Annotated in this window: 20 protein-coding genes and 1 pseudogene; 7 read left to right on the top strand and 14 right to left on the bottom strand. The window is 64.7% G+C overall.

Annotated features, from left to right (window positions below; translation table 11 throughout):
• Window positions 1–55: 55 nt before the first annotated feature.
• From mmsB to AAFG50_RS18650, 4 genes are read right to left on the bottom strand one after another with little or no spacing between them, the layout of a single operon-like run.
• Entirely contained in the window at window positions 56–943 is an 888-nt protein-coding gene (mmsB, locus tag AAFG50_RS18665; protein ID WP_011086734.1) for a 3-hydroxyisobutyrate dehydrogenase, read from the bottom strand.
• A 27-nt stretch (window positions 944–970) separates the two neighbouring features.
• Window positions 971–2038, bottom strand: a complete 1068-nt coding sequence (locus AAFG50_RS18660) for an enoyl-CoA hydratase/isomerase family protein (protein ID WP_011086733.1) — start codon at window positions 2036–2038, stop codon at window positions 971–973.
• Window positions 2035–3180: an isobutyryl-CoA dehydrogenase gene (locus tag AAFG50_RS18655; RefSeq protein ID WP_011086732.1), complete on the bottom strand. Its 1146-nt coding sequence runs from the start codon at window positions 3178–3180 to the stop codon at window positions 2035–2037. The genes AAFG50_RS18660 and AAFG50_RS18655 overlap by 4 nt, the downstream gene beginning before the upstream one ends.
• A gap of 22 nt (window positions 3181–3202) precedes the next feature.
• Complete coding sequence (locus AAFG50_RS18650) at window positions 3203–4699, bottom strand: CoA-acylating methylmalonate-semialdehyde dehydrogenase (RefSeq protein ID WP_028170987.1); 1497 nt, start codon at window positions 4697–4699, stop codon at window positions 3203–3205.
• 101 nt (window positions 4700–4800) lie between these two features.
• Between AAFG50_RS18650 and AAFG50_RS18645 the strand changes: the two genes are divergently transcribed.
• The gene (locus AAFG50_RS18645) at window positions 4801–5709 is read left to right on the top strand and encodes a LysR family transcriptional regulator (RefSeq protein WP_028170986.1); all 909 of its coding nucleotides are present in this window, start codon (window positions 4801–4803) and stop codon (window positions 5707–5709) included.
• Window positions 5710–5823: 114 nt separating this feature from the next.
• Here AAFG50_RS18645 and AAFG50_RS18640 read toward each other — a convergent pair whose 3' ends face one another.
• Together AAFG50_RS18640 and AAFG50_RS18635 are read right to left on the bottom strand one after the other, a co-directional pair.
• Entirely contained in the window at window positions 5824–6444 is a 621-nt protein-coding gene (locus tag AAFG50_RS18640; RefSeq protein WP_028170985.1) for a TetR/AcrR family transcriptional regulator, read from the bottom strand.
• Window positions 6445–6508: 64 nt separating this feature from the next.
• Entirely contained in the window at window positions 6509–7042 is a 534-nt protein-coding gene (locus tag AAFG50_RS18635) for a PaaI family thioesterase (RefSeq protein ID WP_028170984.1), read from the bottom strand.
• A 154-nt stretch (window positions 7043–7196) separates the two neighbouring features.
• Between AAFG50_RS18635 and AAFG50_RS18630 the strand changes: the two genes are divergently transcribed.
• The 3 genes from AAFG50_RS18630 to AAFG50_RS18620 all read left to right on the top strand — a co-directional run bounded on the left by AAFG50_RS18630 (window position 7197) and on the right by AAFG50_RS18620 (window position 10878).
• Window positions 7197–7967 (top strand): enoyl-CoA hydratase, encoded by a 771-nt coding sequence (locus AAFG50_RS18630; RefSeq protein WP_028170983.1) that lies wholly within the window; start codon window positions 7197–7199, stop codon window positions 7965–7967.
• Between the two features lie 306 nt (window positions 7968–8273).
• Window positions 8274–9470 (top strand): acetyl-CoA C-acyltransferase, encoded by a 1197-nt coding sequence (locus AAFG50_RS18625; protein WP_028170982.1) that lies wholly within the window; start codon window positions 8274–8276, stop codon window positions 9468–9470.
• 112 nt (window positions 9471–9582) lie between these two features.
• Window positions 9583–10878, top strand: a complete 1296-nt coding sequence (locus tag AAFG50_RS18620) for an MFS transporter (RefSeq protein WP_028170981.1) — start codon at window positions 9583–9585, stop codon at window positions 10876–10878.
• Between the two features lie 6 nt (window positions 10879–10884).
• Here the strand turns inward: AAFG50_RS18620 and AAFG50_RS18615 are convergent, their stop codons facing one another.
• Together AAFG50_RS18615 and AAFG50_RS18610 are read right to left on the bottom strand one after the other, a co-directional pair.
• Window positions 10885–12252 (bottom strand): carbohydrate porin, encoded by a 1368-nt coding sequence (locus AAFG50_RS18615; protein WP_049832369.1) that lies wholly within the window; start codon window positions 12250–12252, stop codon window positions 10885–10887.
• 47 nt (window positions 12253–12299) lie between these two features.
• Window positions 12300–13316: a transporter gene (locus AAFG50_RS18610; RefSeq protein ID WP_028170979.1), complete on the bottom strand. Its 1017-nt coding sequence runs from the start codon at window positions 13314–13316 to the stop codon at window positions 12300–12302.
• A gap of 215 nt (window positions 13317–13531) precedes the next feature.
• Here AAFG50_RS18610 and AAFG50_RS18605 point away from each other — a divergent pair.
• A pseudogene (locus tag AAFG50_RS18605) lies at window positions 13532–13855 on the top strand (DUF3734 domain-containing protein); the annotation flags it as partial.
• Between the two features lie 193 nt (window positions 13856–14048).
• On the opposite strand, the gene AAFG50_RS18600 reads toward AAFG50_RS18605, so the two are convergent.
• The 6 genes from AAFG50_RS18600 to AAFG50_RS18575 all read right to left on the bottom strand — a co-directional run bounded on the left by AAFG50_RS18600 (window position 14049) and on the right by AAFG50_RS18575 (window position 20410).
• Window positions 14049–14594 carry a hypothetical protein gene (locus AAFG50_RS18600; protein WP_039184353.1) on the bottom strand — a complete coding sequence of 182 codons (546 nt, stop codon included), beginning with the start codon at window positions 14592–14594 and terminating at the stop codon, window positions 14049–14051.
• A gap of 306 nt (window positions 14595–14900) precedes the next feature.
• Entirely contained in the window at window positions 14901–15560 is a 660-nt protein-coding gene (locus AAFG50_RS18595) for a TadE/TadG family type IV pilus assembly protein (RefSeq protein WP_011086720.1), read from the bottom strand.
• A gap of 3 nt (window positions 15561–15563) precedes the next feature.
• Window positions 15564–16121, bottom strand: coding sequence for a TadE/TadG family type IV pilus assembly protein (locus AAFG50_RS18590; RefSeq protein ID WP_011086719.1), 558 nt, complete (start codon window positions 16119–16121; stop codon window positions 15564–15566).
• A gap of 10 nt (window positions 16122–16131) precedes the next feature.
• Window positions 16132–17541, bottom strand: a complete 1410-nt coding sequence (locus tag AAFG50_RS18585; RefSeq protein WP_028170976.1) for a TadE/TadG family type IV pilus assembly protein — start codon at window positions 17539–17541, stop codon at window positions 16132–16134.
• A 405-nt stretch (window positions 17542–17946) separates the two neighbouring features.
• Window positions 17947–19506 (bottom strand): carboxyl transferase domain-containing protein, encoded by a 1560-nt coding sequence (locus tag AAFG50_RS18580; protein WP_028170975.1) that lies wholly within the window; start codon window positions 19504–19506, stop codon window positions 17947–17949.
• The gene (locus tag AAFG50_RS18575) at window positions 19436–20410 is read right to left on the bottom strand and encodes a helix-turn-helix domain-containing protein (protein WP_028170974.1); all 975 of its coding nucleotides are present in this window, start codon (window positions 20408–20410) and stop codon (window positions 19436–19438) included. Before AAFG50_RS18575 ends, AAFG50_RS18580 begins: the two co-directional genes overlap by 71 nt.
• A 94-nt stretch (window positions 20411–20504) precedes the next feature.
• On the opposite strand from AAFG50_RS18575, the gene AAFG50_RS18570 reads away from it, so the two are divergent.
• Both AAFG50_RS18570 and AAFG50_RS18565 read left to right on the top strand, forming a co-directional pair.
• Window positions 20505–20726, top strand: coding sequence for a biotin/lipoyl-containing protein (locus AAFG50_RS18570; RefSeq protein ID WP_011086715.1), 222 nt, complete (start codon window positions 20505–20507; stop codon window positions 20724–20726).
• 314 nt (window positions 20727–21040) lie between these two features.
• Window positions 21041–22207, top strand: a complete 1167-nt coding sequence (locus AAFG50_RS18565; protein ID WP_028170973.1) for a TAXI family TRAP transporter solute-binding subunit — start codon at window positions 21041–21043, stop codon at window positions 22205–22207.
• Window positions 22208–22237: the final 30 nt, after the last annotated feature.

Raw genomic sequence — 22237 nt, 5'->3', positions numbered from 1 at the left:
GCAGAAGCTGTCCCGGATTTCGATTCGCTCCATCCGGGCTACGGGCAAAGCCTCGCTATTTTCCAGCGAGGCCGCGAACGTGCTTGATAATTCCGGAAAAATCCACCCCGCCCTGCCCCGCCTTGTCGAAGGCCTGGTAAATCTCCTGCGCATGCTGGCCGAGCGGCGTCGCCGCGCCGGCGGCCTTGGCGGCATCCTGCGCCAGGGTCAGGTCCTTCACCATCAGTGCCGAGGCGAAACCCGGCTTGTAGTCGTTGTTCGCCGGAGAGCTCGGCACCGGGCCCGGAACCGGGCAATAGGTCGTCAGCGACCAGCACTGGCCCGACGAGGTCGAGGCGACGTCGAACAGCGCCTGATGCGAGAGGCCGAGCTTCTCACCCAGCGCGAAGGCCTCGCTCACAGCGATCATGGAAATGCCGAGGATCATGTTGTTGCAGATCTTGGCCGCCTGGCCGGCGCCGGCGCCGCCGCAATGCACGATCTTCTTGCCCATGTTTTCGAGCACGGGCTTTGCCGCGGCGAACGCCTTGTCCTCGCCGCCGCACATGAAGGTGAGCGTCGCCCCCTTGGCGCCGCCGGTACCGCCGGACACCGGCGCATCCACCGAGAGCACGCCGTTCTTGGCGGCAAGCGCGTGTGCCTGCCGCGCGCTCTCGACGTCGATGGTGGAGGAGTCAATGATCAGCGCGCCCTTGGTCATGACAGGGACGACCTCGTTCCAGACGCCGAGCACATGCTTGCCGGCCGGCAGCATGGTGACGACGACATCGGCGCCCTTCACTGCGCCCGATGCGCTGTCGGCAATGCCGGCGCCATCGGCCTTGGCCTGCGCGCGCGAGGCCTCGACGAGGTCGAACGCGACGACCTTGTGGCCGGCCTTGACCAGATTGGCCGCCATCGGGCCGCCCATGTTGCCGAGACCGATGAATGCGATCGTGGCCATTGTCGTTTCCTCCGCTTGAGACTGTTGTTAGTTGAACTTGAGTTCGTCGGCGCCAATCTCGGCGAGATACGGCGCAAGCAATTCCGGCGTCACATCCTCGATCCGCGGCGGCGACCAGATCGGATTGCGGTCCTTGTCGATCACGGCGGCGCGTACGCCCTCGCGGAAATCGTCGCTGCGGAAGACCTCCAGCGCGGCGCGATATTCGCGCACCAGACATTCTTCCAGGCTCGACGCGGCGCGTGCCAGCCGCAGCAGCTTCAGCGTCACCACCATGCCGCGCGGCGATTTTTCGCCGAGCGTCTTCAGTGTCGCCAGAGCAAATTCGGAACCGTCGCGCTTGAGCGCGGCGACGATGTCCTCCATCCGGTCGAAGCCGAACAGCGCATCGATCATCGGCTCCTTTGCCGCGACCGGCCCGGCGGTCTCGCCGGTCGCAAAGCCGTTGATGAGCTTGCCGACCTCGGCCGCGGTTGCACCGGAGCGCAGCTTCGTCAGCGCATCCCGCAGCTCCGGCCATTTCGCCGCCGGCACCACCCAATCGGCGAACTTCGCGTGGATCGCGTCCGGCCCGTTCATGGTCTGGCCGGTCAGGCCGAAATAGGTGCCGATCTCGCCCGGCGAGCGCGACAACAGATAAGTGCCGCCGACGTCCGGGAAGAAGCCGAGCCCGACCTCGGGCATCGCGAGTTTGGTGCGATCGGTGACGACGCGGTGGCTCGCATGCGCGGAGAGCCCGACGCCGCCGCCCATCACAATGCCGTCCATGAAGGCGACATAGGGCTTTGGAAACCTCTTGATCCGGGCGTTGAGGATATATTCCTCGCGCCACAGGATCTTGCCGAGGTCGCCATGAACCTTCGAGCTTTCCCAGAGCGTGCGGATGTCGCCGCCGGCACACAGGCCGCGCTCGCCGGCGCCCTCCAGCACGATCACGGCGACGGCCGCATCGGTCTCGAAGCGGTCGAGCGCGGTCTCGATGTCGCGAAACATCTCGAGCGTCACGGCATTGATGGCCTTGGGACGGTTGAGCCTGATGACGCCGGCCGATCCCTCGACGCGGGCGACCAGATCGCCCTCTTCCGCTGCCGTCATCGCGCGCCCTCGATCAGTTTGCGCGCCACGATGAGCCGCATGATTTCATTGGTGCCTTCGAGGATCTGGTGCACGCGCAGATCGCGCACGATCTTCTCGATGCCGTATTCGCTGAGGTAGCCATAGCCGCCGTGAAGCTGGAGCGCCTGGTTGGCGACCTCGAAGCCGACATCGGTGCCGAAGCGCTTGGCCATCGCGCAGAGCATGGTGGCGTCAGGATCCTTGCGGTCGAGCGCCGCTGCGGCCCGCCACAGGAACGTGCGCGCGGCCTCGAGTTCGATCGCCATGTCGGCAAGGCGGAATTGCAGCGCCTGGAATTCGTCGAGGCGTTTTCCAAACGCCTTGCGCTCCTTCATGTAGTTGCGCGCCTTGTCGAGCGCGGTCTGCGCGCCACCGAGCGAGCATGCCGTGATGTTGAGACGGCCGCCATCGAGGCCGGCCATCGCGATCTTGAAGCCGACGCCCTCCTCGCTCAGCCGGTTGGCGACCGGCACGCGGGCGTTCTCGAACATGACGGCGCGGGTCGGCTGCGCATTCCAGCCCATCTTGCGCTCGTTGGCACCGAAGGAGACTCCCGGTGTGTTGCCGTCAATGACGAGCGTCGAGATGCCGCCGGGGCCGTCGCCGCCGGTCCTGACCATCGCGACCAAAAGGTCGGTGCCGCCGGCGCCCGAGATGAACTGCTTCTGGCCGTTGAGCACATAATGGTCGCCATCGCGCACCGCGCGGGTGCGCAGCGCCGCCGCATCGGAGCCGGCGCCCGGCTCGGTCAGGCAGTAGCTCGCGATCAGCTCCATGGTGCAGAGCTTCGGCAGCCATTTGTGGCGCTGGGTGTCGCTGCCGTAGGCATCGATCATCCAGGACGCCATGTTGTGGATGGAGATGAAGGCCGACGTGGTCGGACAGCCCGTCGCCAGCGCCTCAAAGATCAGCGCCGCGTCGAACCTGGTCATAGCGGAGCCACCGACATCCTCGCGGATGTAGATACCGCCCATGCCGAGCGTCGCCGCCTCGCGCATCACATCGACGGGGAAATGCTTCTCCTCGTCCCAGCGCAGCGCGTGCGGCGCGATCTTTTCCGCCGCAAACGCCAACGCCATGTCGCGAACCGCGATCTGATCCTCGTTCAGAGCGAACTGCATGGGTGCCTCGCTCTTGAGAGGATCACTTCATCAGCGGGATCGAGAACTCCGCGCCTTCCTTGACGCCGGACGGCCAGCGCGAGGTCACCGTCTTGGTCTTGGTGTAGAAGCGGACCGAGTCCGGGCCGTGCTGGTTGAGATCGCCGAAGCCGGACTTCTTCCAGCCGCCGAAGGTGTAATAGGCAATCGGCACCGGGATCGGCACGTTGATGCCGACCATGCCGACATTGACCTTGGCCGCGAAGTCGCGCGCCGCGTCGCCGTCGCGGGTGAAGATCGCAACGCCGTTGCCGTAGTCATGTTCGGACGGCAGCGCCAGTGCTTCCTTGTAGTCGTGCGCGCGCACCACCGAGAGCACCGGGCCGAAGATCTCTTCCTTGTAGATCCGCATGTCCTTGGTGACGTTGTCGAACAGCGAACCGCCGAGATAGAAGCCCTTCTCGTAGCCCTGCATCTTGAAGCCGCGGCCGTCGACGGCGAGCGTGGCGCCTTCCTTGATGCCGATGTCGATGTAGCCCTTGACCTTCTCGACCGCCTCGCGCGTCACCAGCGGACCGTAATCGGCCGACGGATCGATCGAGGTGCCGATCTTCAAGGACTCGACGCGCGGGATCAGTTTTTCCATCAGGCGGTCGGCGGTGGACTTGCCGACGGGCACCGCGACGGAGACGGCCATGCAGCGCTCGCCGGCCGAGCCGTAGCCGGCGCCGATCAGCGCATCGACCGCCTGGTCCATGTCGGCATCGGGCATGATGATGGCGTGGTTCTTGGCGCCGCCGAAGCACTGGCAGCGCTTGCCGGTCTGCGCGGCGCGCTCATAGATGTACTGCGCGATCGGCGTGGAGCCGACGAATCCGACGGCCTTGATATCAGAATCGTCGAGGATGGCGTCGACCGCTTCCTTGTCGCCGTTGACGACGTTGAGGATGCCGGCTGGCAGGCCCGCTTCCATCATCAGTTCGGCAAGCAGCATCGGCACGCCGGGATCGCGCTCGGAGGGCTTGAGGATGAAGGCATTGCCACAGGCGATCGCGGGCGCGAACTTCCACATCGGGATCATCGCCGGGAAATTGAACGGCGTGATGCCGGCGACGACGCCGAGCGCCTGGCGCATCGAATAGATGTCGATGCCGGGGCCGGCGCCTTCGGTGTACTCACCCTTCATCAGATGCGGGATGCCGCAGGCGAACTCGGCGACCTCGAGGCCGCGCTGGATGTCGCCCTTGGCGTCCGGCACGGTCTTGCCGTGCTCACGCGCCAGCAGCTCGGCGAGCTTGTCGTAGTCGCGCTGGACCAGCTCGACGAATTTCATCATGACGCGGGCGCGGCGCTGCGGGTTGGTCGCGGCCCATTCCGGCTGCGCGGCGCGGGCGTTCTCCACGGCAGCGCGGACCTCGGCCTTGGACGCCAGCGCCACCTTGGCTTGGACGTCACCGGTCATCGGCTCGAAAACGTCGGCGGTGCGGCCCGAGGTACCTTTGACCTCCTTGCCGCCGATGAAATGTCCGATTGAACGCATGGAAATATCTCCTTCAGGCCAGCCTGTTCGCTTTGACAAATCCTATCGACCTGCATTTTATAGGATTCAAGTCTGATATATTGCACCATAGATGTGCGAAAATGCTGGATCAAGGTAGCATCGACTGGGACGACTTTCGCTTCGTGCTGGCAATCGTGCGGGGCGGCTCGGTTTCGGCTGCGGCAAAACAGCTCGGCGTCGACCATGCCACGGTGATCCGTCGCGTCGACAGGCTGGAAAAGCACCTCTCGGCCAAGCTGTTTGACCGGCGCAAGACCGGCTATCTCCTCACCGAGGCCGGCCAGCGCGTCGCCGACAGCGCGGAAGCGATGGAATCGACCATCGTCGCCAACCAGGAGCAGGTCGGCGGCTCCGTGGCGCGGCTGACCGGAACGGTGCGGATCGGTGCGCCCGATGGCTTCGGTACCGCCTTCCTGGCGCCGCGGCTGGCGCCCTTCGCGGACCGGTATCCCGATCTCGATCTGCAACTTGTGGCTACTGCGCGGCTGTTCAGTCTCTCCAAGCGCGAGGCCGACATCGCGATCAGCCTGACCATGCCGAAGGAGGGCCGCATCGTCGGCCGCAAGCTGCTCGACTACCGCCTCGGGCTCTATGCCGCCCCCGCCTATCTCGACCGCTTCCCGCCGATCGTCTCGCGCGAGGTGCTGCCGCAGCACCGCTTTGTCGGCTACATCGAGGAGCTCCTGTTCACGCCGGAGCTCGACTATCTGCCGCAGGTGTCGCCGCGGATTTCCGCACGCTTCCGCAGCGCCAATCTGATCGCACAGCTCAACGCCACGCTCTCGGGCTTCGGCATCGCGGTGCTGCCGCATTTCATGGCGAGCGACTATCCGCAGCTCGTCGCGGTGCTGCCGGAGGAGATCTCGATCACGCGGACGTTCTGGATGCTGATGCACGCCGACAGCAAGGACCTCGCCCGGATCAGGGCCGTGGCGGACTACATCGGCGAGATCGTGGAGCGCGAGCGCGCGTTGTTTGCGGGGCGGTAAGCACCGATCCCGTAGGGTGGGCAAAGCGAAGCGTGCCCACCATGCCAACTACGATCACGGAGAGACGGTGGGCACGGCGCAAGAGCGCCTTTGCCCACCCTACGGCATCTCGGCCTAACTCTGCTTCGCCTTCTTCACCGCCGCCACCTTCGGCTCACGCTTCGCACCATCCAGCGCGCTGTCCCTGCCCGCCTTCAGCACCTCGTCCGACAGTTCGCTGGAGCCGGCGATGCGCGCCAGCAGCATGGTGCCGGCCATCGTCGCCAGCGTCGCGATCGCCTGCTTGCGCGCCGCCTTGCGCGGCAGGTTCGGGATGTAGTCGGTCATCATCTCGATCATCTCGTCGAGCTTGCCGGCGAAGGCCTTTCGCGTCTTCGGGCTCTCGCGGGCGATCTCGGCGCCCAGCGCGGGAATCGAGCAGCCATGGCCGGGATTGTCGCGATGCAGCGCGGAGAGATAGGTCTCCGCGATCAGCGCCAGCCGTTTCTCGGGAGAGACCTCGCCACTGATCTTGCGCCAGTGCTCCATCGAGCGGTCCATGGCGTAGGCAAAGGCCTCGATCACCAGCGCCTCGCGGGAATCGAAATGCGCGTAGAAGCCGCCATGGGTCAGGCCCGCCTCCTTCATGAGGTCGGCGACGCCGATGCCGTGCGCACCCTTTTCGCGCAGCCGCACGGAGGCCTTCTTCACGATGCGGTCGTGGGTTTCCTGCTTGTGTTCCCGGGAATAGCGCATGCGGGTCTCATTGAATGTCGGAGATCATTTCATAACACAAGAATGGACCGGACGGTGAATTAATTCATGTTAAGATATTGCCAATCATGGAAAAGGTTGCAGTTGCATGGACCGCGAGCGCCCCCTTGCCGTCGCGGACGAACCCCTCGGTGTAGCTGGTCTGCCGTCCCAGCTTGATGATCTTGCCCTCGGCCGTGATCAGCCCGGACCGGACCGACAGCGGACGCAGGAACGTCATTTTCAGATCGAGGGTCACGGACGACTGCCCGGCCTCCAGCCGGGTCGAAATGGCGCATCCCATGGCGGTGTCGATCAGCGCCGCGGCCGTCGCGCCATGCAGCAGGCCGATGGTATTTTCGAGATCCTCGCGCGGCTCCAATTGCATCACGATCCGGCCCGGCTCGACCACCGCCATGGTGAAGCCGATCAGCTTTGCGAAGGGCGGCGGCGGCAGCCGGCCGTCGCGAATGCCCAGCATGGCGTCCATGCCCGACAGGCCCATCGCCGCTTTCGCGACCGGCGCAGGGACCTGCCAGTCCACCACACGCTCGCGCCGCTGCGTGGGCGAAAACAGGTCGAGTTGATCGATGTCGGTCATGGCAGCCTCTTTGTATGACATTCATCATGCTATGCCACGAACTTCGCGCTGGCAACTCCGTCTCCCCGGCCCGCTTGACAAGCAGCGCGTTTCGGCCCGGAAGTGATCCCGACCGGTGCGCCCGCGCACGTCCAACAAACGTCGAGATCCCACGATGGAAATGCTCAACAACCACTGCGGCGTGACGCGCGATGCGCGCGGCGTCGTTCACGTCGCGATTTGCAACGCCGGCTCGCTCAACATCCTCGGCTCGCCCGTCACCGACGCGGTGCGCGAAGGCCTGCAACAGCTCGCCTCCGATCGCAGCATCCGCGTCGTGGTGCTGCGCGGCCAGAGCGAGAAGAGCATGATCGGCGGCGCCGACATCAAGGAGATGGCCAAGCTCGAGCAGGCATCGGCCGAAGCCTTCATCAGCCGCCTGCGCGATCTCTGCGAGGCCGTGCGCCAGTTCCCCGCCCCCGTGATCGCGCGCATGCCCGGCTGGTGCCTCGGCGGCGGGCTCGAGGTGGCGGCCGCGTGCGACTTCCGCATCGCCGCGCATGATGCGCATTTCGGCATGCCGGAGGTCCGCGTCGGCATTCCCTCGGTGATCCACGCCGCGCTGTTGCCGCGCCTGATCGGCTGGGCCCGCGCGCGCTGGCTGGTGATGACGGCAGAGAACATCGACGCAGCCACGGCGCTCGCCTGGGGACTGGTCGACAAGGTGGCGCCCGAGGGCGGGCTGGATGCAGCCGTCGAGCACACGGTGAAGGCGCTGCTCGAATGCGGCCCCGAGGCGTTGCGGTCGCAAAAGGCGCTGCTGCGGCAATGGGAGGAACTGCCGCTGACGGAGTCGGTGAACCTCAGCGTCAAGGTGTTCGGCGAGTCGTTCCTGACCGACGAGCCGACGCGCCTGATGCAGGCGTTCGTGAACAGGAAGCGGTAAGCGCTGGACGGGGTGCTTCGTTCCGCATGACGCTGTCATCGCCCGCGCGGCGGGCGATCCAGTATTCCAGAGGCTGCGGTGATTGAGCCGAGAAGCCGCGGCCTTCTGGATGCCCTCGCCTTCGCGGGGCAGACATCGTCATTGGGGGAGCGCTTTCGTTCCTAGAGTCACAGCCCCTCCTCCGATCGCAGGAGGAAATCTCATGCGAACCACAAGATTTTCTCATCCCAGCCGCCGTTGCATTTTTTGCGCCGCATCATATGATGAGCATAATCCTACTTAGCCGTCATCGCAGGGAGTCCCATCATGGCCGAAGCCGCCGATCCCGTCGTCATCGTCTCCGCCGCCCGTACCCCGCTCGGCCGCTTCATGGGCGAATTGTCGCCGCTGGCCGCGCATAAGCTTGGATCGCATGTGATCGGCGCTGCGCTGGAGCGCGCCAAGCTCGCGCCTGAGAAGGTCGATGAGGTCTTCATGGGTTGCGTGCTGCCCGCAGGACAAGGCCAGGCCCCGGCACGCCAGGCGGCGCGTGCGGCCGGCCTGCCCGATGCGACCGGCGCCACCACGGTCAATAAGGTCTGCGGCTCCGGCATGAAGGCGACCATGCTGGCGCACGACATCATCCGCGCCGGCTCCGCCGGGATCGTCGTCTCCGGCGGCATGGAGAGCATGAGCAACGCGCCCTATCTTCTCGCCAAGGCACGCGGAGGCTATCGCGTCGGCCATGACCGCATCATCGACCACATGATGATGGACGGGCTGGAGGACGCCTACGAGACCGGCCGATCCATGGGCGATTTCGGCGAGGCCACGGCAGAGGCCTACCAGTTCACCCGCAAGGACCAGGACGCCTATGCGATGGAGACGCTCAGCCGCGCCCGCAGGGCGGTCGAGGGCGGCGCGTTCAAGGCCGAGATCGCGCCGATCACGCTGACCGAGAAGGCTGGCCCACGCGTCATCGCCAATGACGAGCATCCGCTGAAGGTCGATCCGGCCAAGATTCCCGGACTGAAGCCGGCGTTCCGCGCCAATGGCACGATCACGCCGGCCGCCTCCTCCGCCAATGCCGACGGTGCCGCCGCGCTGGTGCTGACGAAGCGGTCGCTGGCCGATCGGGGCGGCCTTCCGGCGCTTGCCGTGATCAAGGGCCACGCCACCCACAGCCAGGAGCCGCAATGGTTCACCACGGCGCCGATCCCTGCGATCCGCAAGCTGCTCGACAAGATCGGCTGGAGCGCCGGTGACGTCGACCTGTTCGAGATCAACGAGGCTTTCGCCGTGGTGGCGATGGCGGCGCAGCGCGATCTCGGCATTCCCCGCGACAAGCTGAACATCAACGGCGGCGCCTGCGCGCTCGGCCATCCGATTGGCGCCACCGGCGCGCGGCTGATCGTGACGCTGCTGCATTCGCTCGAGGCGCAGAACCTCAAGCGCGGCGTCGCCGCGCTCTGCATCGGTGGCGGCGAAGCCACGGCCATCGCGGTGGAGCGGCTGCCGCACTAGCCGTGATGTCCGAAATTGAGGGAAGTCTGACATTTTAGACTTCCGACGAATATGCCAGATTATAACGATGACGCGAGTCCCGGGAGGGACCGCCAACCATGATTGAGGCCCAATGATCTCGAACTGGCTCGCGGCAAGGCTCAGCCGCCGCAATATCCACTACGGCTGGGTGATGGTCGGCGTGACCTTCCTGGCCGCGCTGATCAGCGCCGGCACGGTCGGTGCGCCCGGCGTGTTCATCGTTCCCCTGCAGAAGGAGTTCGGCTGGAGCACGGCGGAGATCTCTTCCGCGCTGTCGATCCGCTTCATCCTGTTCGGGCTGATGGCGCCGTTCGCCGCCGCCCTGCTCAACCGCTACGGTCTGCGCAACGTCACGCTCACGGCGCAGCTGATCGTGGTCTCGGCGCTGGTCGCATCGCTTGGCATGACCGAGGTCTGGCAGCTCATAGCCCTGTGGGGCGTCGTGATCGGTATCGGCACCGGGATGACCGCGCTGGTGCTGGGAGCCACCATCGCCACGCGCTGGTTCGCGGCGCGACGCGGCCTCGTCGTCGGCATCATGACCGCGAGCGTCGCCACCGGTCAGCTCGTGTTCCTGCCGCTGCTCGCAAGCCTCACCGAACGCTTCGGCTGGCGGCTGGCGCTCGGCTTCGTCTGCATCATGCTCGGCGTTTCCGCACTCGCGGTCCTGCTCGCGATGCGCGACCGTCCGAGCGATCTGGGCCTGCGCCCGTTCGGTGACGAGGGCAGCGAGCCCCTGCCCACCCCGCCCGTCAACCACGGCTCGATCACGGCGGTGGCGCTCGGCACGCTGCGCGACGCCTCGAAGTCGAGCGCGTTCTGGATCCTGTTTGCGACCTTCTTCGTCTGCGGCGCCTCGACCAACGGCCTCGTCCAGGTCCACCTGATCCCGATGTGCCTCGATTTCGGCATCCCGCAGGTGCAGGCCGCAAGCCTGCTGGCTGCGATGGGTATTTTCGACTTCTTCGGCACCATCTTCTCGGGCTGGCTGTCGGACCGTTACGACAATCGCTGGCTCCTATTCTGGTACTACGGCCTGCGCGGTCTCTCGCTGATCTTCCTGCCCTTCAGCGATTTCTCGTTCTACGGCCTGTCGATCTTCGCGATGTTCTACGGCCTCGACTGGATCGCCACCGTGCCGCCGACGGTGCGCCTCACCGCGCAGAAGTTCGGCCCCGAGCGCGCCAATCTGGTGTTCGGCTGGATCTTCGCCGGGCATCAGCTCGGCGCCGGCACCGCGGCCTTCGGAGCGGGCCTGTCGCGGACGCTGCTCCAGAGCTACCTGCCCGCCTTCTTCATCGCCGGCGCGCTCTGCGTGTTCGCCTCATTGATCGTGCTGGCACTGTCGCGGCAGCCGAAGCCGAAGACGCAACCCGCGATGGCGTAAGCCGCCCTAGTACCGGATCGTTGTGGTGACGCCGAAGACTGCGGCGTCACCGATCCGCGAAGTCCCGCTCGGATCGTTCGGATTGGGGACGCCGCCCGAGGGGCGGAACACGTACTGGAAATACGGCGCCACCAGCCAGCCCGGCTTGATATGCGCCTCGTAGATCATCTCGATCAGGGTCTCGTTGCTGCGCACCGGGCTCTGCACGCCGGTGAAGGCCTGCGTGTCGAGATCGAGCGTGCGGGCGGTGTTCGAAATCCGCATATAGGCCATCGCCACGCCGAAGCGGTCGAGCGGACGGCCTGGCGTGAAGCCGACGAAGCCGATGCCGCCGTCGAGATAGAGGTCGATCAGATTGCGGTCCGGCGGGCTGTAGGCGATGCGGCCGAACGCGGTGATGCCCGGGATCGAAGCTGACGTGGTGTTGTCCTTCACCTCCGGCGGGCGGTAGAGCACCTGCTCGATCACCGCGAAGATGCCGTAGTTGCCGCGGAGCTTCGCCGGAACGCCGCTTCCGGAGGGATCGGCGATCGACAGTCCCTCCGCGGTAAACCGCTGGCTGTCGAACGAGCCATAGTGCTTCCAGGCGCCCGGCGTGAAATTGCCGGCGAGCGAGCGGCCCCCGATATCGATGTCGTAGTTGAAGCGGACCTGCCCGATCACCCAGGGCGGATCGTTGACGCGGAACGCGAGGCCGTGATGGTCGCGAATCTGCGGATCGGCATCGCCCGGCCCGGACGGATCGCCGTTGAACACTGCAGCATAGGCGGTGATCTGGTCCGTCAACGCGGCCTTGACGCGAATGCCGGGCACCGCGATCGGCGGGGCCGGGCCGCCGGCCGGAAGGTTGCTCGCCTTGATCGCCGGCCAGCCGAAGGTGCCGTTGATGAAGAGGTCGTCGGTCTGGCTGTCGAAGAACTCCACATCCGCGGCCTGCTGGCCGGCCCTGATGTTCAGCCTGTCGCCAAAGAAGCTCTGCTCGAAATAGGCGTTGTAGAGCCGCTGATCCGGCAGCGCCTCGATCTCGCTGATGGTGGCGAGGTTCTGCACGTAGTTGCGCGAGAGCCCGCGGCCGTAGATCACGAAGGCGTTGGCGTAGAAGCGGCCGCCGCTCCAGCCGACGAGCTTGTCCAGATCGGCATCGACCGAGAGATCGAGGCGGCCGAAATGGATCGCGCCGCGCGCAACACCGCCGGACACATTGCCGATGTTGTCGGCGATGTAGGTGGCGCCGAAATTCAGGCCCTTGTTGGCGAGCCCGTCATGCCATTCGTTGAACCATTTTGGCGCCAGCCATTCCGCCGCGCTTTCGTCCTTGGCGCCGGCGCCCGCGCTCGTGCTCGCCAAGGTGCACGCCAGCGCAATTGCAGCCATGCTTCGCAGCAGAGAGCTATCGGCAATCGCGTTCACGGCTGGGTACGCTACTTGAAAATGCCCGTGCGCCGCATGAACAAATAGGCCGCGCCGACCGACGAGGCCATCAGCGCCGCCGCCCAGAGGAATCCGGTCTCGACGTCGGTGAGCGGCAGGCCCTTGGTGTTCATGCCGAAGATGCCGGTGATCAGCGTCGGCGGCAGCAGCAGCGACGTCACGATGGAGAGCGTGTGGAGGTGGTGGTTGCTCTCCTCCTCGTTCTTGAAGCGCAGCTCCTCCTCGAGCAGCCGGCTGCGCTCGCGGAGCTCGACGATGTCGTGATCGAGGCCATCGAGCCGCTGCGCCAGCTTGCCGGCGTGGATCCGCAAGCCCGGCGAGAGATGATCGGTGTTCTTCTGGTCGAGCCGGTGAAACAGCACGCGCAGGCCGGTGAGCTGCCGATGCAGCCTGACGCAGGTGCGGCGCAGGCGACCGAGAATGCGGCGCATCTCCGGCTTGGCATCGTCGGCGAGGATGCGTTCCTCGATGCCGTCGATCTCCTGCCCGAGCTTGTCGGCCATCCGATCAAGCGTGTCGGCGACCTCGTCCACGATCTTTTCCAGGAGATGGGCGACGTTGTCGACGCGGTAGCCGCCTTCGAGCACCCGGCGCGTCGCATCCGCCGAGCACAGCGCCTGATGGCGGCCGCTGACCAGCAGGTGCTCGGTCATGGCGAAGCGCAGGAACGCGGTCTCCTCCGTGGCGCTGTCGATGTCGCGCACGAGATCGGAGAACACGCCGTAGACGCAGTGGTCGATGACATGGAGCTGCTGGAAGGTGTCGTTGGACAGCAGCAGCTCGCGCGCAAGCGGCGGCAGCGTTGAGGCAGCAATCCACGGCCGCGCCCGCGCATCGGTCAGGTTGAAATGCAGCCAGAGCCGGCCGTCATGGCTGAACTCGATCGGCCGGTCGATCGGCAGCGCCTCGGCGCTGCCGTCGCTGTGCAGGCGGAACGCCCAGACGAGGCCCGGAATGACAGGCTCAGCCCCCGATATCGCGCTGACAAGCTTTGCCGGCTCAGCCATGGTAGCCCCAACCGTCAACAAATGCCCCGTCTCCGGAAGATGGCTGACGGCATCTTCCGGATCCACGCGGGTACTCAATTACGCCTTTGTTACAGTTTGATGATGGCGCCGCCCTACTCCGCGGCCAGCCCCGTCGCGGCCGCCGCCTCGGCTTCCCTGATATAGTCGTGCACGACGGCCGAACGGCAACGTCAGATCGGCGATGTAGTGATGCGCGCCGCACGCACAATCTCAAGGTCCTGCTCTACAAGGCCCTGGCGAAGCTGCCGGAGGAACAACTAAGCGAAGAAGAGCGCAAGCTGAAAGCGAGCCTGTGCCACATACCCGAGATCGCGATCCTGCATCTGATCTACCAGCAGAAGGCCTATGAGGGCGACGCCAAGGACCACGAATTCTCGGACACCTCGATGCGCGAGCACTGGCAGAGCGGCTTTGAGGACACCAAGCGCACGCTGAAGCGGCGCGACCGGATCAAGATGCCCGAGCAAGGCATGGGGCTGGTGGTGCACGACGTGCACCGGGAGACGGAGAGCGCGTAAGGGGCACTGGAGCGGGGGCGCAAACAAAAACCGCGAAAACAACCCCATGCACAGTAGCCGAGGCACGGCGGATCAATGACTTACGCGTCCGCAAGGCGATTTGACTCGTCGGGCAAGACACCGGCATGATGTGATCATGGCGGGATACACAAGTCGCCGATGCCCTGCCCGACATTGATGCAGGAAGCCTTGCTCAAAGCGTCGCGACGCGCGGGTTGACGACCGTATACCCCCGCAAGGAACGCGCGTGCATTCTTGTTGCGTGTCCGCCCGAGTTGGCGTCATACGCCATCCAGAGGTCTCCCCCGAGGTGCTGCTCCAGGACGAACACGTGGCCGCGTCGTGCCGCCACCATTCCCGGCGCTGGCGATGTACGCGGAAAACGTAGCCAGTTAGCCGCGAGATTCAATTCCGGCACCATACGACCAAACACGCGCAGGGCCGCGCCGCAACCGCAGAAGGACGACGGGCAACCGGCCGGTCGACCGCCGACGACCCGATCGCCAGGGGCATTCACCGCCGGAACGGCATTGCCAGCGGCGACCATTGTGAGTTGTCTTGAATGGGGCGTCTGTGACGAGTAACTGGAAACGCGCTCGCGGCGCGTTTGCGAAGACGAGAAGTCGCAGGGCATGATGACATTGCACTCGGGCGCGTGATCAATGCGGTAGGGTCGTGCTTCCGAAGCAATAGAGCTGACGGCAACAAAGAGACACGCAGAAAGAACTAGCTTGAACATCGCAGGACTCCAAATTGAAAGGTCCTGCCCCGGTCGACGAGCAACTGATAACAGTTTGGCTGAAATGGGCCTAAAGAGCGGCCGAAAATGGCTGCATTTGCGGGCGGCCCTCTTCAATCCCCATAAGCCACACGTTGCGACCGATATGATTAACCCGCAGAGTACGAACTCTTGCCTTGCCAGCACCAAGCGGTGGCCTCGCGCCAGATGCCACGTGCACCTATCGGACCGTTTGACACGTCGGACAGCGGCATCACGCCAGCATTGCCCGCCTGCATCCCGGTTAACCGGCGCCGCGTCGCGACGCTAGCAGGTCTTCTGCTGCAGATGCTGGACGCATGTGCACGTCGTCGTCGCCGGATACTTCACGTCGTAGTATGGGAAGCTCGAGTTGGCCGGGCTGTTGGTCGAGCAGCGCGGGAACAGGTAATAGCTGTCGGTCAGCTGCACGGTGCCGGCGATCGTATAGCCGAGGTTGGGCGTGTAGTCATAGGACACCTCGCTCAGGATGAGCGAGATGTTGGCGTTGTTGGGATTCTTCGGATCGGTGGCGGTGAACTGGGACAAGGTCATCTGCTGACCCACGGTTCGCGCTGCCCCCGATTTGGTCGACGTGCTCCATTGCACCGTCGCATTGCCCTTGCTGTCGGTCGAGACTCCGGAGACCGTGATCGTCATCAGGGAGGTACTGCCGCTCTTGACGGCATAAGGCGCCATGATGGCGGTCGAAGCGGCAAGGATGCCGGTCATCTGGGACGCTGTGACCTGGGTGTTCTGCGAAACCATGTCCGCGACACTGTGCGCGGTCGCGGAGACCTTGACGTTCATGGCCAACCCGTTCCCGAGCTCGACGCCGCCGATATAGAGCAGCAGCATGAACGGGCTCACGATGGCGAACTCCGTCGCCGCAACGCCGCGAGCGTCGGTCCACAGGTCCCGTGCGCGAAACGACAGGCCGGCGATCATCAGTCAGCTCCCTGGCTCATTCTGGAACGCGGCGGACGCCATGATCAGCCGGTTGCCGTTGGAAAGATTCGACAGATTGAAACCGAGTGGCCCGAGCATGACAGGCCAGACATACATCACCCGGAGGACGACGATATCGCCGGAGTCGCCGGGATTGAACTGCCAGGTGTTGGTGACCGCACCCGTAGCGTCGAAGGTCAGGGAGGGCATGGCCGTGTTCGCGGAAGTCCACGACGTGGCGACCTGCATGTCCACCATGATGCCGCTGCAGTTGAACAAGATCACGATCTGGTCGCAGACCTTCTGCTTGAATGCGGACTGCGTCATCTGCGCGGACTGAACCTGTCCCGTCATGACCAGGCGCGCCGATTGACGCACCACGGATTCGAGCAATTCCTGCGCAAAGAAAACGATGAACGTCTGAATGAGCGCAATGATGAGGGCGAGGAACGGCGCGGCGACGAGCGCGAATTCGACGGCCGTGGCACCCCTGCTGTCCCGGGCGAAAGCTGCGCAGCGACCGCCGCGCCTCGTTCTCGTTGTAGCCTTTGGACCAGTCATGGCGCTTGCTCTACTGCACGAGGCTGGCAGTGCTTGACGCCACCTTGATGAAGAGGTTCGTCAGCGCGTCGGAAATGTCGCCACCGGTTTGGACGGAGGCATAGAAGCCAGGCGAGGCGCATGATTGCAGTTTTTGCGCGATGGTCCCGGTCAAGGAAGTAGGCTCGTTGTACGGGTCCACCCAGCTCATGTACCAGCTGTTCGTGACCGGGATATTGGGGGTCTTAAGTTGCAAGTATTCCGTGTAGAGGACAGCGATCTTAATGCCCCGGTTCTTGATGGTCGTGCAGATCGTCGTGTCGAGCGGCTGCTGGCATCGATTGTTGGAGGCGAGGCTCGCGTTGGGGCAAGTCGAAGCGCCCGAGACGATCTTGTCCTCCACGCCGTCGGTGACAAGGAACACCACTTCCTGCGGCGTATCTCCCGACGCGTTGCTCCCAAGCCCGGGAGTGGGCATGACGTCGTTGAGGCTTTTAAGCGCGCCGGCGATATCTGTGCCATTGTCGGTCTTGCAGTTGGTCGTCACAACGACGCAGTTCTGGTAGGCGACCGGCATCAGCGCGATGTTGGAAACCTGGGTTCCGGCGCTGGTCGGGGTGGTCAGTGTGGCCAGTGCGTTCAAACCCAAATCGAACGTATAGAGCGCCGCTTTGTAGGTGGTGTTGTTCAACGCCGACATGCACTGCATGACGCCGCCCGAAACGCCCGACTGCGGGCAGTTCGACCAGCTATTCAGCAACTGGTTGACGGCACTCGTCACGAGATCGATCCGCAAGGTGATATTTCTTTGTCGCGCGATCGCGAGGTTATCCTTGGTCCCGCCGTCGTGAGCGATATTGGTTTCATGACAGGCGAAGCCGCAGTTCTGCGAGCCCCCTGCCGACTGGTACGCGGGGGCGGTGTATTTGATGAGATTGCTGATGTCGGTCGTGGTCGCGCCGATCCCCATGGACGGCGAGTCATCCATCAGCAGATAGAAATTCATGTTGGGCGCGCTCGACGCCCTCGCCGTCGCGGAACCGGCGACCTGCCAGGTCTGCTTGCCGAGAACGCCGGGGAAATTGTTCGTGGACTGCGCGGTGTAGGAAACCGTGATGGTTCGCGCGAGACCGGAATCGACGATAGTGACCGTCGGTGTCGGAACCGCGGACAGTCCGGGAAGATTCGCCTTCGCTGCGAAGACGGCTTCCGCGGTCGCCTTGACGACGGTGGTGTCGCTCTGCGTCAGCATCGCCGGCCTCACGGCCGCGATCGCGGCCGCGTCGGCAGCTGCGTTCAATTGCTCCCGCTTGCGCAGGGCCAGCGTATAGTCGAGCGCCATGCCCAGTAGAAAGATCGTGGGGACCATCATCAGCGCGAAGATGATGGCGACGTTGGCCTTCCTGTCTCTCGCGAAACGAAGCATTGCGCTGCGGAGCATGAGTTTCATCCTGGCTGCCGTCGCTACGGCAGCGGCCCTTCCCCTGAAATCGACGGAAAAGACTGCCGGGTTTCGATCCCGGCGCTCGCCGTCATGGGCGGAATATGCGGAGGGCTCCCTTAATCAAGACTTACGAGCAATCCACAACATGGGCTGCAACAGGTTGGATGTATCATATTGAGAAGGCATCATTAACGTCGGTTAAACGCGATCGCAGACACCCGCGGGTAAGCGGTAACAGGTGCCCCCTACGCCCGTTGCGGCCTCACGACCGGCGCTATCAGGCACGGCCGCGCGCCGTCTCCAGGCAGATCGCAAGCGGCGGAAAACCCGTCCCGCTCTTGGCAAGGGGGGGCCTGTCGGTCCGATTCGGGACTTTCGCGCCTCTGTGACGCGCCGGGCCGCCTACGGCCTGATCGTCATGTTCTCCGGCGGTCCGGCTTTTCGCAGCGGCTCGGCCAGCCTTGCGAACTCGCAGAGCAACGATCTCGTCTTCCTGGGATCGATGATCTCCTCGACCCAGAACTTCTCGGCCGAGCGGAACGGCGAGCGCAGCTTGTTCAGCCGCTCCTCGATCTCCCTCAGCTTCGCCGCCTTGTCCTCGGCCGCATCGATGTCGGCGCGGTAGGCCGCTTCAATGCCGCCTTCGAGCGGAAGCGAGCCCCAATAGGCCGACGGCCAGGCGTAGCGGATCGAGAAGCGGTCGGCCGGCTGATGCACCACGCCGGCGACGCCGAACGCGTTACGCAGGATCACGGTGCACCAGGGCACGGTGGTCTGGTTGACCGCGGCCATGACGCGGACGCCGTGGCGGATGGTCGCCGCCTTCTCGGCATCGAGCCCGATCATGAAGCCGGGGCAGTCCATGAGATAGACGATCGGCAGATGGAAGGTTTCGGCGAAATCGACCCAGCGCACCACCTTCTGGCACGCATCCGCCGTCCAGGAGCCGCCATAGTGAAAACTGTCGCTGGCAAGCAGCAGCACCGCCCTGCCCTCGAGCCGCGCGAGGCCGACGATGATTGGTTTGCCGAAATTCTTCGCGACCTCGAAGAACGAGCCCTTGTCGACAACGGACTCGATGATCGGCCGCATCTTGTAGACCTGCTTGCGGTTGCGCGGCACCGCGTTCATCAGCGCTTCCTCGGTGCGCTCCGGATTGTCGGTGCAGGGCAAGGTCGGCGGCAGCTCGTAGACCGACGACGGCAGATAGGACAGGAAGCGCCGCGCGCAGGCGAACGCCTCTTCCTCGGTGTCGACGGCATGGTCAATCGCGCCGGCGCGGGTCTGGATGTCGGCGCCGCCGAGTTCCTCCTTCGAGAGGTCCTGTCCCAGCGCCTTCACCACAGGCGGCCCCGCGACGAACATCGCGGACTTTCGGGTCATGATGGAATAGTGGCTGGCGGCGAGGCGCGCGGCACCGAGCCCTGCAACCGAACCGAGGCCGAGCGCGACCACCGGCACCTGCGACAGGTTTTCCGTCGTGAAGCGGTACCAGCGCGTGCCGCCGATGCCACCCGGCAGGTTCGCCGCGCCCTTGGTCTCGATGGTCTTGACCGAGCCGCCGCCGCCGGAGCCTTCGATGATGCGGACGATGGGCAGACGGAAGTCGTGCGCCATCTCCTCCGCCATCAGCGGCTTCGCGGAGATCGATGCATCCGCCGAGCCGCCGCGCACGGTGAAATCGTCGCCGACCACGACCACCGTGCGGCCGTCCACGCGCGCGCGGCCGAACACGCAGTTCGCCGGCGTCAACTTCTGCAACTCGCCGCTGGAATCGTACTCACCGTTGCCGGAGACGGCACCGATCTCGTGAAAGCTGCCTTTGTCGATCAGCTTGTCGATGCGCTCCCGAACAGTCAGCCGGCCCTGGTCATGCTGCCGCTTGACCTTGTCAACGCCGCCCATCTCCCGCGCGAAGGCTTCGCGCCGGGCGAGCTCGTCGAGTTCCGGCTTCCAGGTCATTCACTCCCTCCGAATTGATCGGCTTGTTATTGTTGTGCACGGCCATTGCGACCGGTTTGCGCGGGATACGGTTGCTGAAGACGTCGCCTTCCGCACCCTCGAGCAGGCTGCCCAGCGATCGGCCCAGCGCGAGCATCAGCGGCGCGACTTCCGCATGCAGACGCTGCTCGTCGTACATCGCAGACAGAAGGCCGATCGTGATGACGACGAAGGTCTGGTACTGCGGCGACCAGATCGGCACCGCGAGGCCGTTGATGTGCGGGCTCCAGAGGCCGCAGGCCGTGACATAGCCGCGCTCGCGCAGCGATTGCCGGTTGGCTTCGATGCGAGGCTTCAGGATCTTGGCCGCCTCGGGAGCTTCGCGCTCCATGTCCGCAATGAAGGCATCGCCGACCTCGGGCGCCAGCGCCGCGGTGTAGGCTGCGCCTGCCGCGGTCGAGGCCATCGAGATGCGGCTGCCGGTGCCTTCATGCAGGCCGAGCGCAGTCGCGGATCGCGCGAACTGGAGATAGACGAGATGGAAGCGATCGGGGACCACGAAGCCGACCGTCCCCGGCAGTTGCTCAGCGACCTCTTGCAGGCGTTGCCGGATCATGCTGCGCAGCTGCGCGCCCTTCATCATCGAGGCGCTCATCGCCACCGCGCTCGGGCCGATGCGATATTTCTGGTCGCGCGGCAGATAGACGAGCTGGCCCATGCGCGTCAGCGTGTGCGTGAGCCGCGACACGGTCGAGCGCGGCAGTCCGCAGCGATTTGAAATCTCGAGATTGCCGAGCCGCGCCTCGTGGCCCTCGAAGCATCGCAACACGTCGAACGCGCGCGACACCACCTGGATGACATCACCCTCACCGGCTTCGCCAGCGAGCGCACCTTGCCTACTCAACCGCTCCGAACGTCGTCCCATGTTCCCTACCATCTGTTCCGCTGTGCGGAATTAAATTCCACTTGCAGACGACGCTACCTCAGGCATTTTGCGACGACAACAAAAAGGCGATGGCATGCCAGAAATTAAGATCGTCACGGAGGTCGCTGGACGTATCTGCGCAACTCCCGTGCAAGTTGGAGGAACCGTTGCGGATGGTGACGACGTTGTGGTGGTCGAGGCGATGAAGATGGAGATCCCGGTACCCTCGCCTGCTTCTGGCACGATCACATCGCTTCTCGTCAAACTCGACGACGTCGTCGCCGAGGGACAGGCCATCGCGATCGTCGCGAGCTGAAGCGCATGCGCATCGCCTGACGTGGTTGCGCAATCTTTTTGTGGCCATCCTTCGAGACGCCTGCTTTTGGCAGGCTCATCGGGATGAGGCTGGTTTTCGCAGCAAATCACACATCCTCATGGTGAGGAGCGCCGCTCACGGCGCGTCTCGAACCATGGCCGAGCGATGCGCTATCGCCGTCAGTGGCCCGCGACAATCTGTCAGACCTCCGCTTCACCTCCGCGGTACGACGTTGCCATCGCCTGATACGGATGACATGATCTTTTCAAGCAAGAAGGTCTTCGCGAACCAAGCGAGGATGTTGGGAGGAAAACATGCTTCGTGGGCTGCTCGTGCTCGCGCCTGCCTTGGTTGCGGGCATTTCTTTTGCGTCTACACGCTATGCGTCGGCCGAAGACATCAAGCTGCCGCCGACATTGACGTTCACCGCCTATGACACCGGCACTGCCGGCTTCAACATCGCGGTCGGCGTCGGCAAGATGATGAAGGACAAGTACAGCACCGACGTGCGCGTGCTCCCCGCAGGCAACGACGTCGCGCGGCTGGCGCCGCTGCGCGCCAAGCGTGCCGCGGCGGCGGCGATGGGATCGGGCACCTATTTCGCGCAAGAAGGCGTGTTCGAGTTCGGTAGCAAAGAATGGGGGCCGCAGTCGCTTCAGATCCTGCTCTCGAGCGTCGATTGCAATTGCGGTTCGCTTGGCGTCGCAGCCGATACCGGCGTGAAAGATCTGAAAGACCTGAAAGGCAAGCGCGTCGGATTCGTCGTGGGCTCGCCCGCGCTGAATCAGAACTCGCTTGCGGTGCTCGCCTTCGCCGGGCTGACGCAGAAGGACGTCAAGGTCGTCGAGTTCGCCAGCTACGGCGCGATGTGGAAGGGCCTGATCAACAACGACACTGACGCGGCCTTCGGCACCACCATCACCGGCCCCGCCAAGGAAGCCGAGACCTCGCCGCGCGGCCTGATCTGGCCGCCGCTGCCGGCCAAGGACAAGGAGGGCTGGGCGCGGATGCAGAAGGTCGGCTCGTTCTTCTTCCCGCAAGTCGCGACCTGCGGCGCCGGCATCTCGCCGGACAAGCCGATCGAGCTCGGCAACTATCCCTACCCGATCTTCGTGACCTACGCCTCGCAAGCACCCGACCAGGTCTACGCGATCACCAAGGCGATGATCGTGAACTACGACGCCTACAAGGACTCCGCGCCCGGGGCCGGCGGTCTCGCCGCCGAACGCCAGACCAGGAACTGGGTGGTGCCGGTGCATCCCGGCGCGGTGAAGGCGCTGAAGGAGGCCGGGCAATGGAGCGATGCGCAGGACGCGCACAACAACAAGCTGATCAAGCGGCAGGAGGTGCTCGCGGCCGCCTGGGCGGACTACGGCAAGTCCAGTCCGCCGTCCGACGACAAGGCGTTCCTCGACGGCTGGATGAAGGCGCGCGCCACTGCGCTTGCGAAAGCCGACATGCCGAACGGGTTCGAGGACTAATCCACAGCGGTTAACTGCCTACGATCGGGG

Source organism: Bradyrhizobium sp. B039 (genome assembly GCF_038965675.1).
Taxonomy (GTDB): Bacteria; Pseudomonadota; Alphaproteobacteria; order Rhizobiales; family Xanthobacteraceae; genus Bradyrhizobium; species Bradyrhizobium diazoefficiens.
This window is presented reverse-complemented; position numbering and strand designations above follow the sequence as displayed.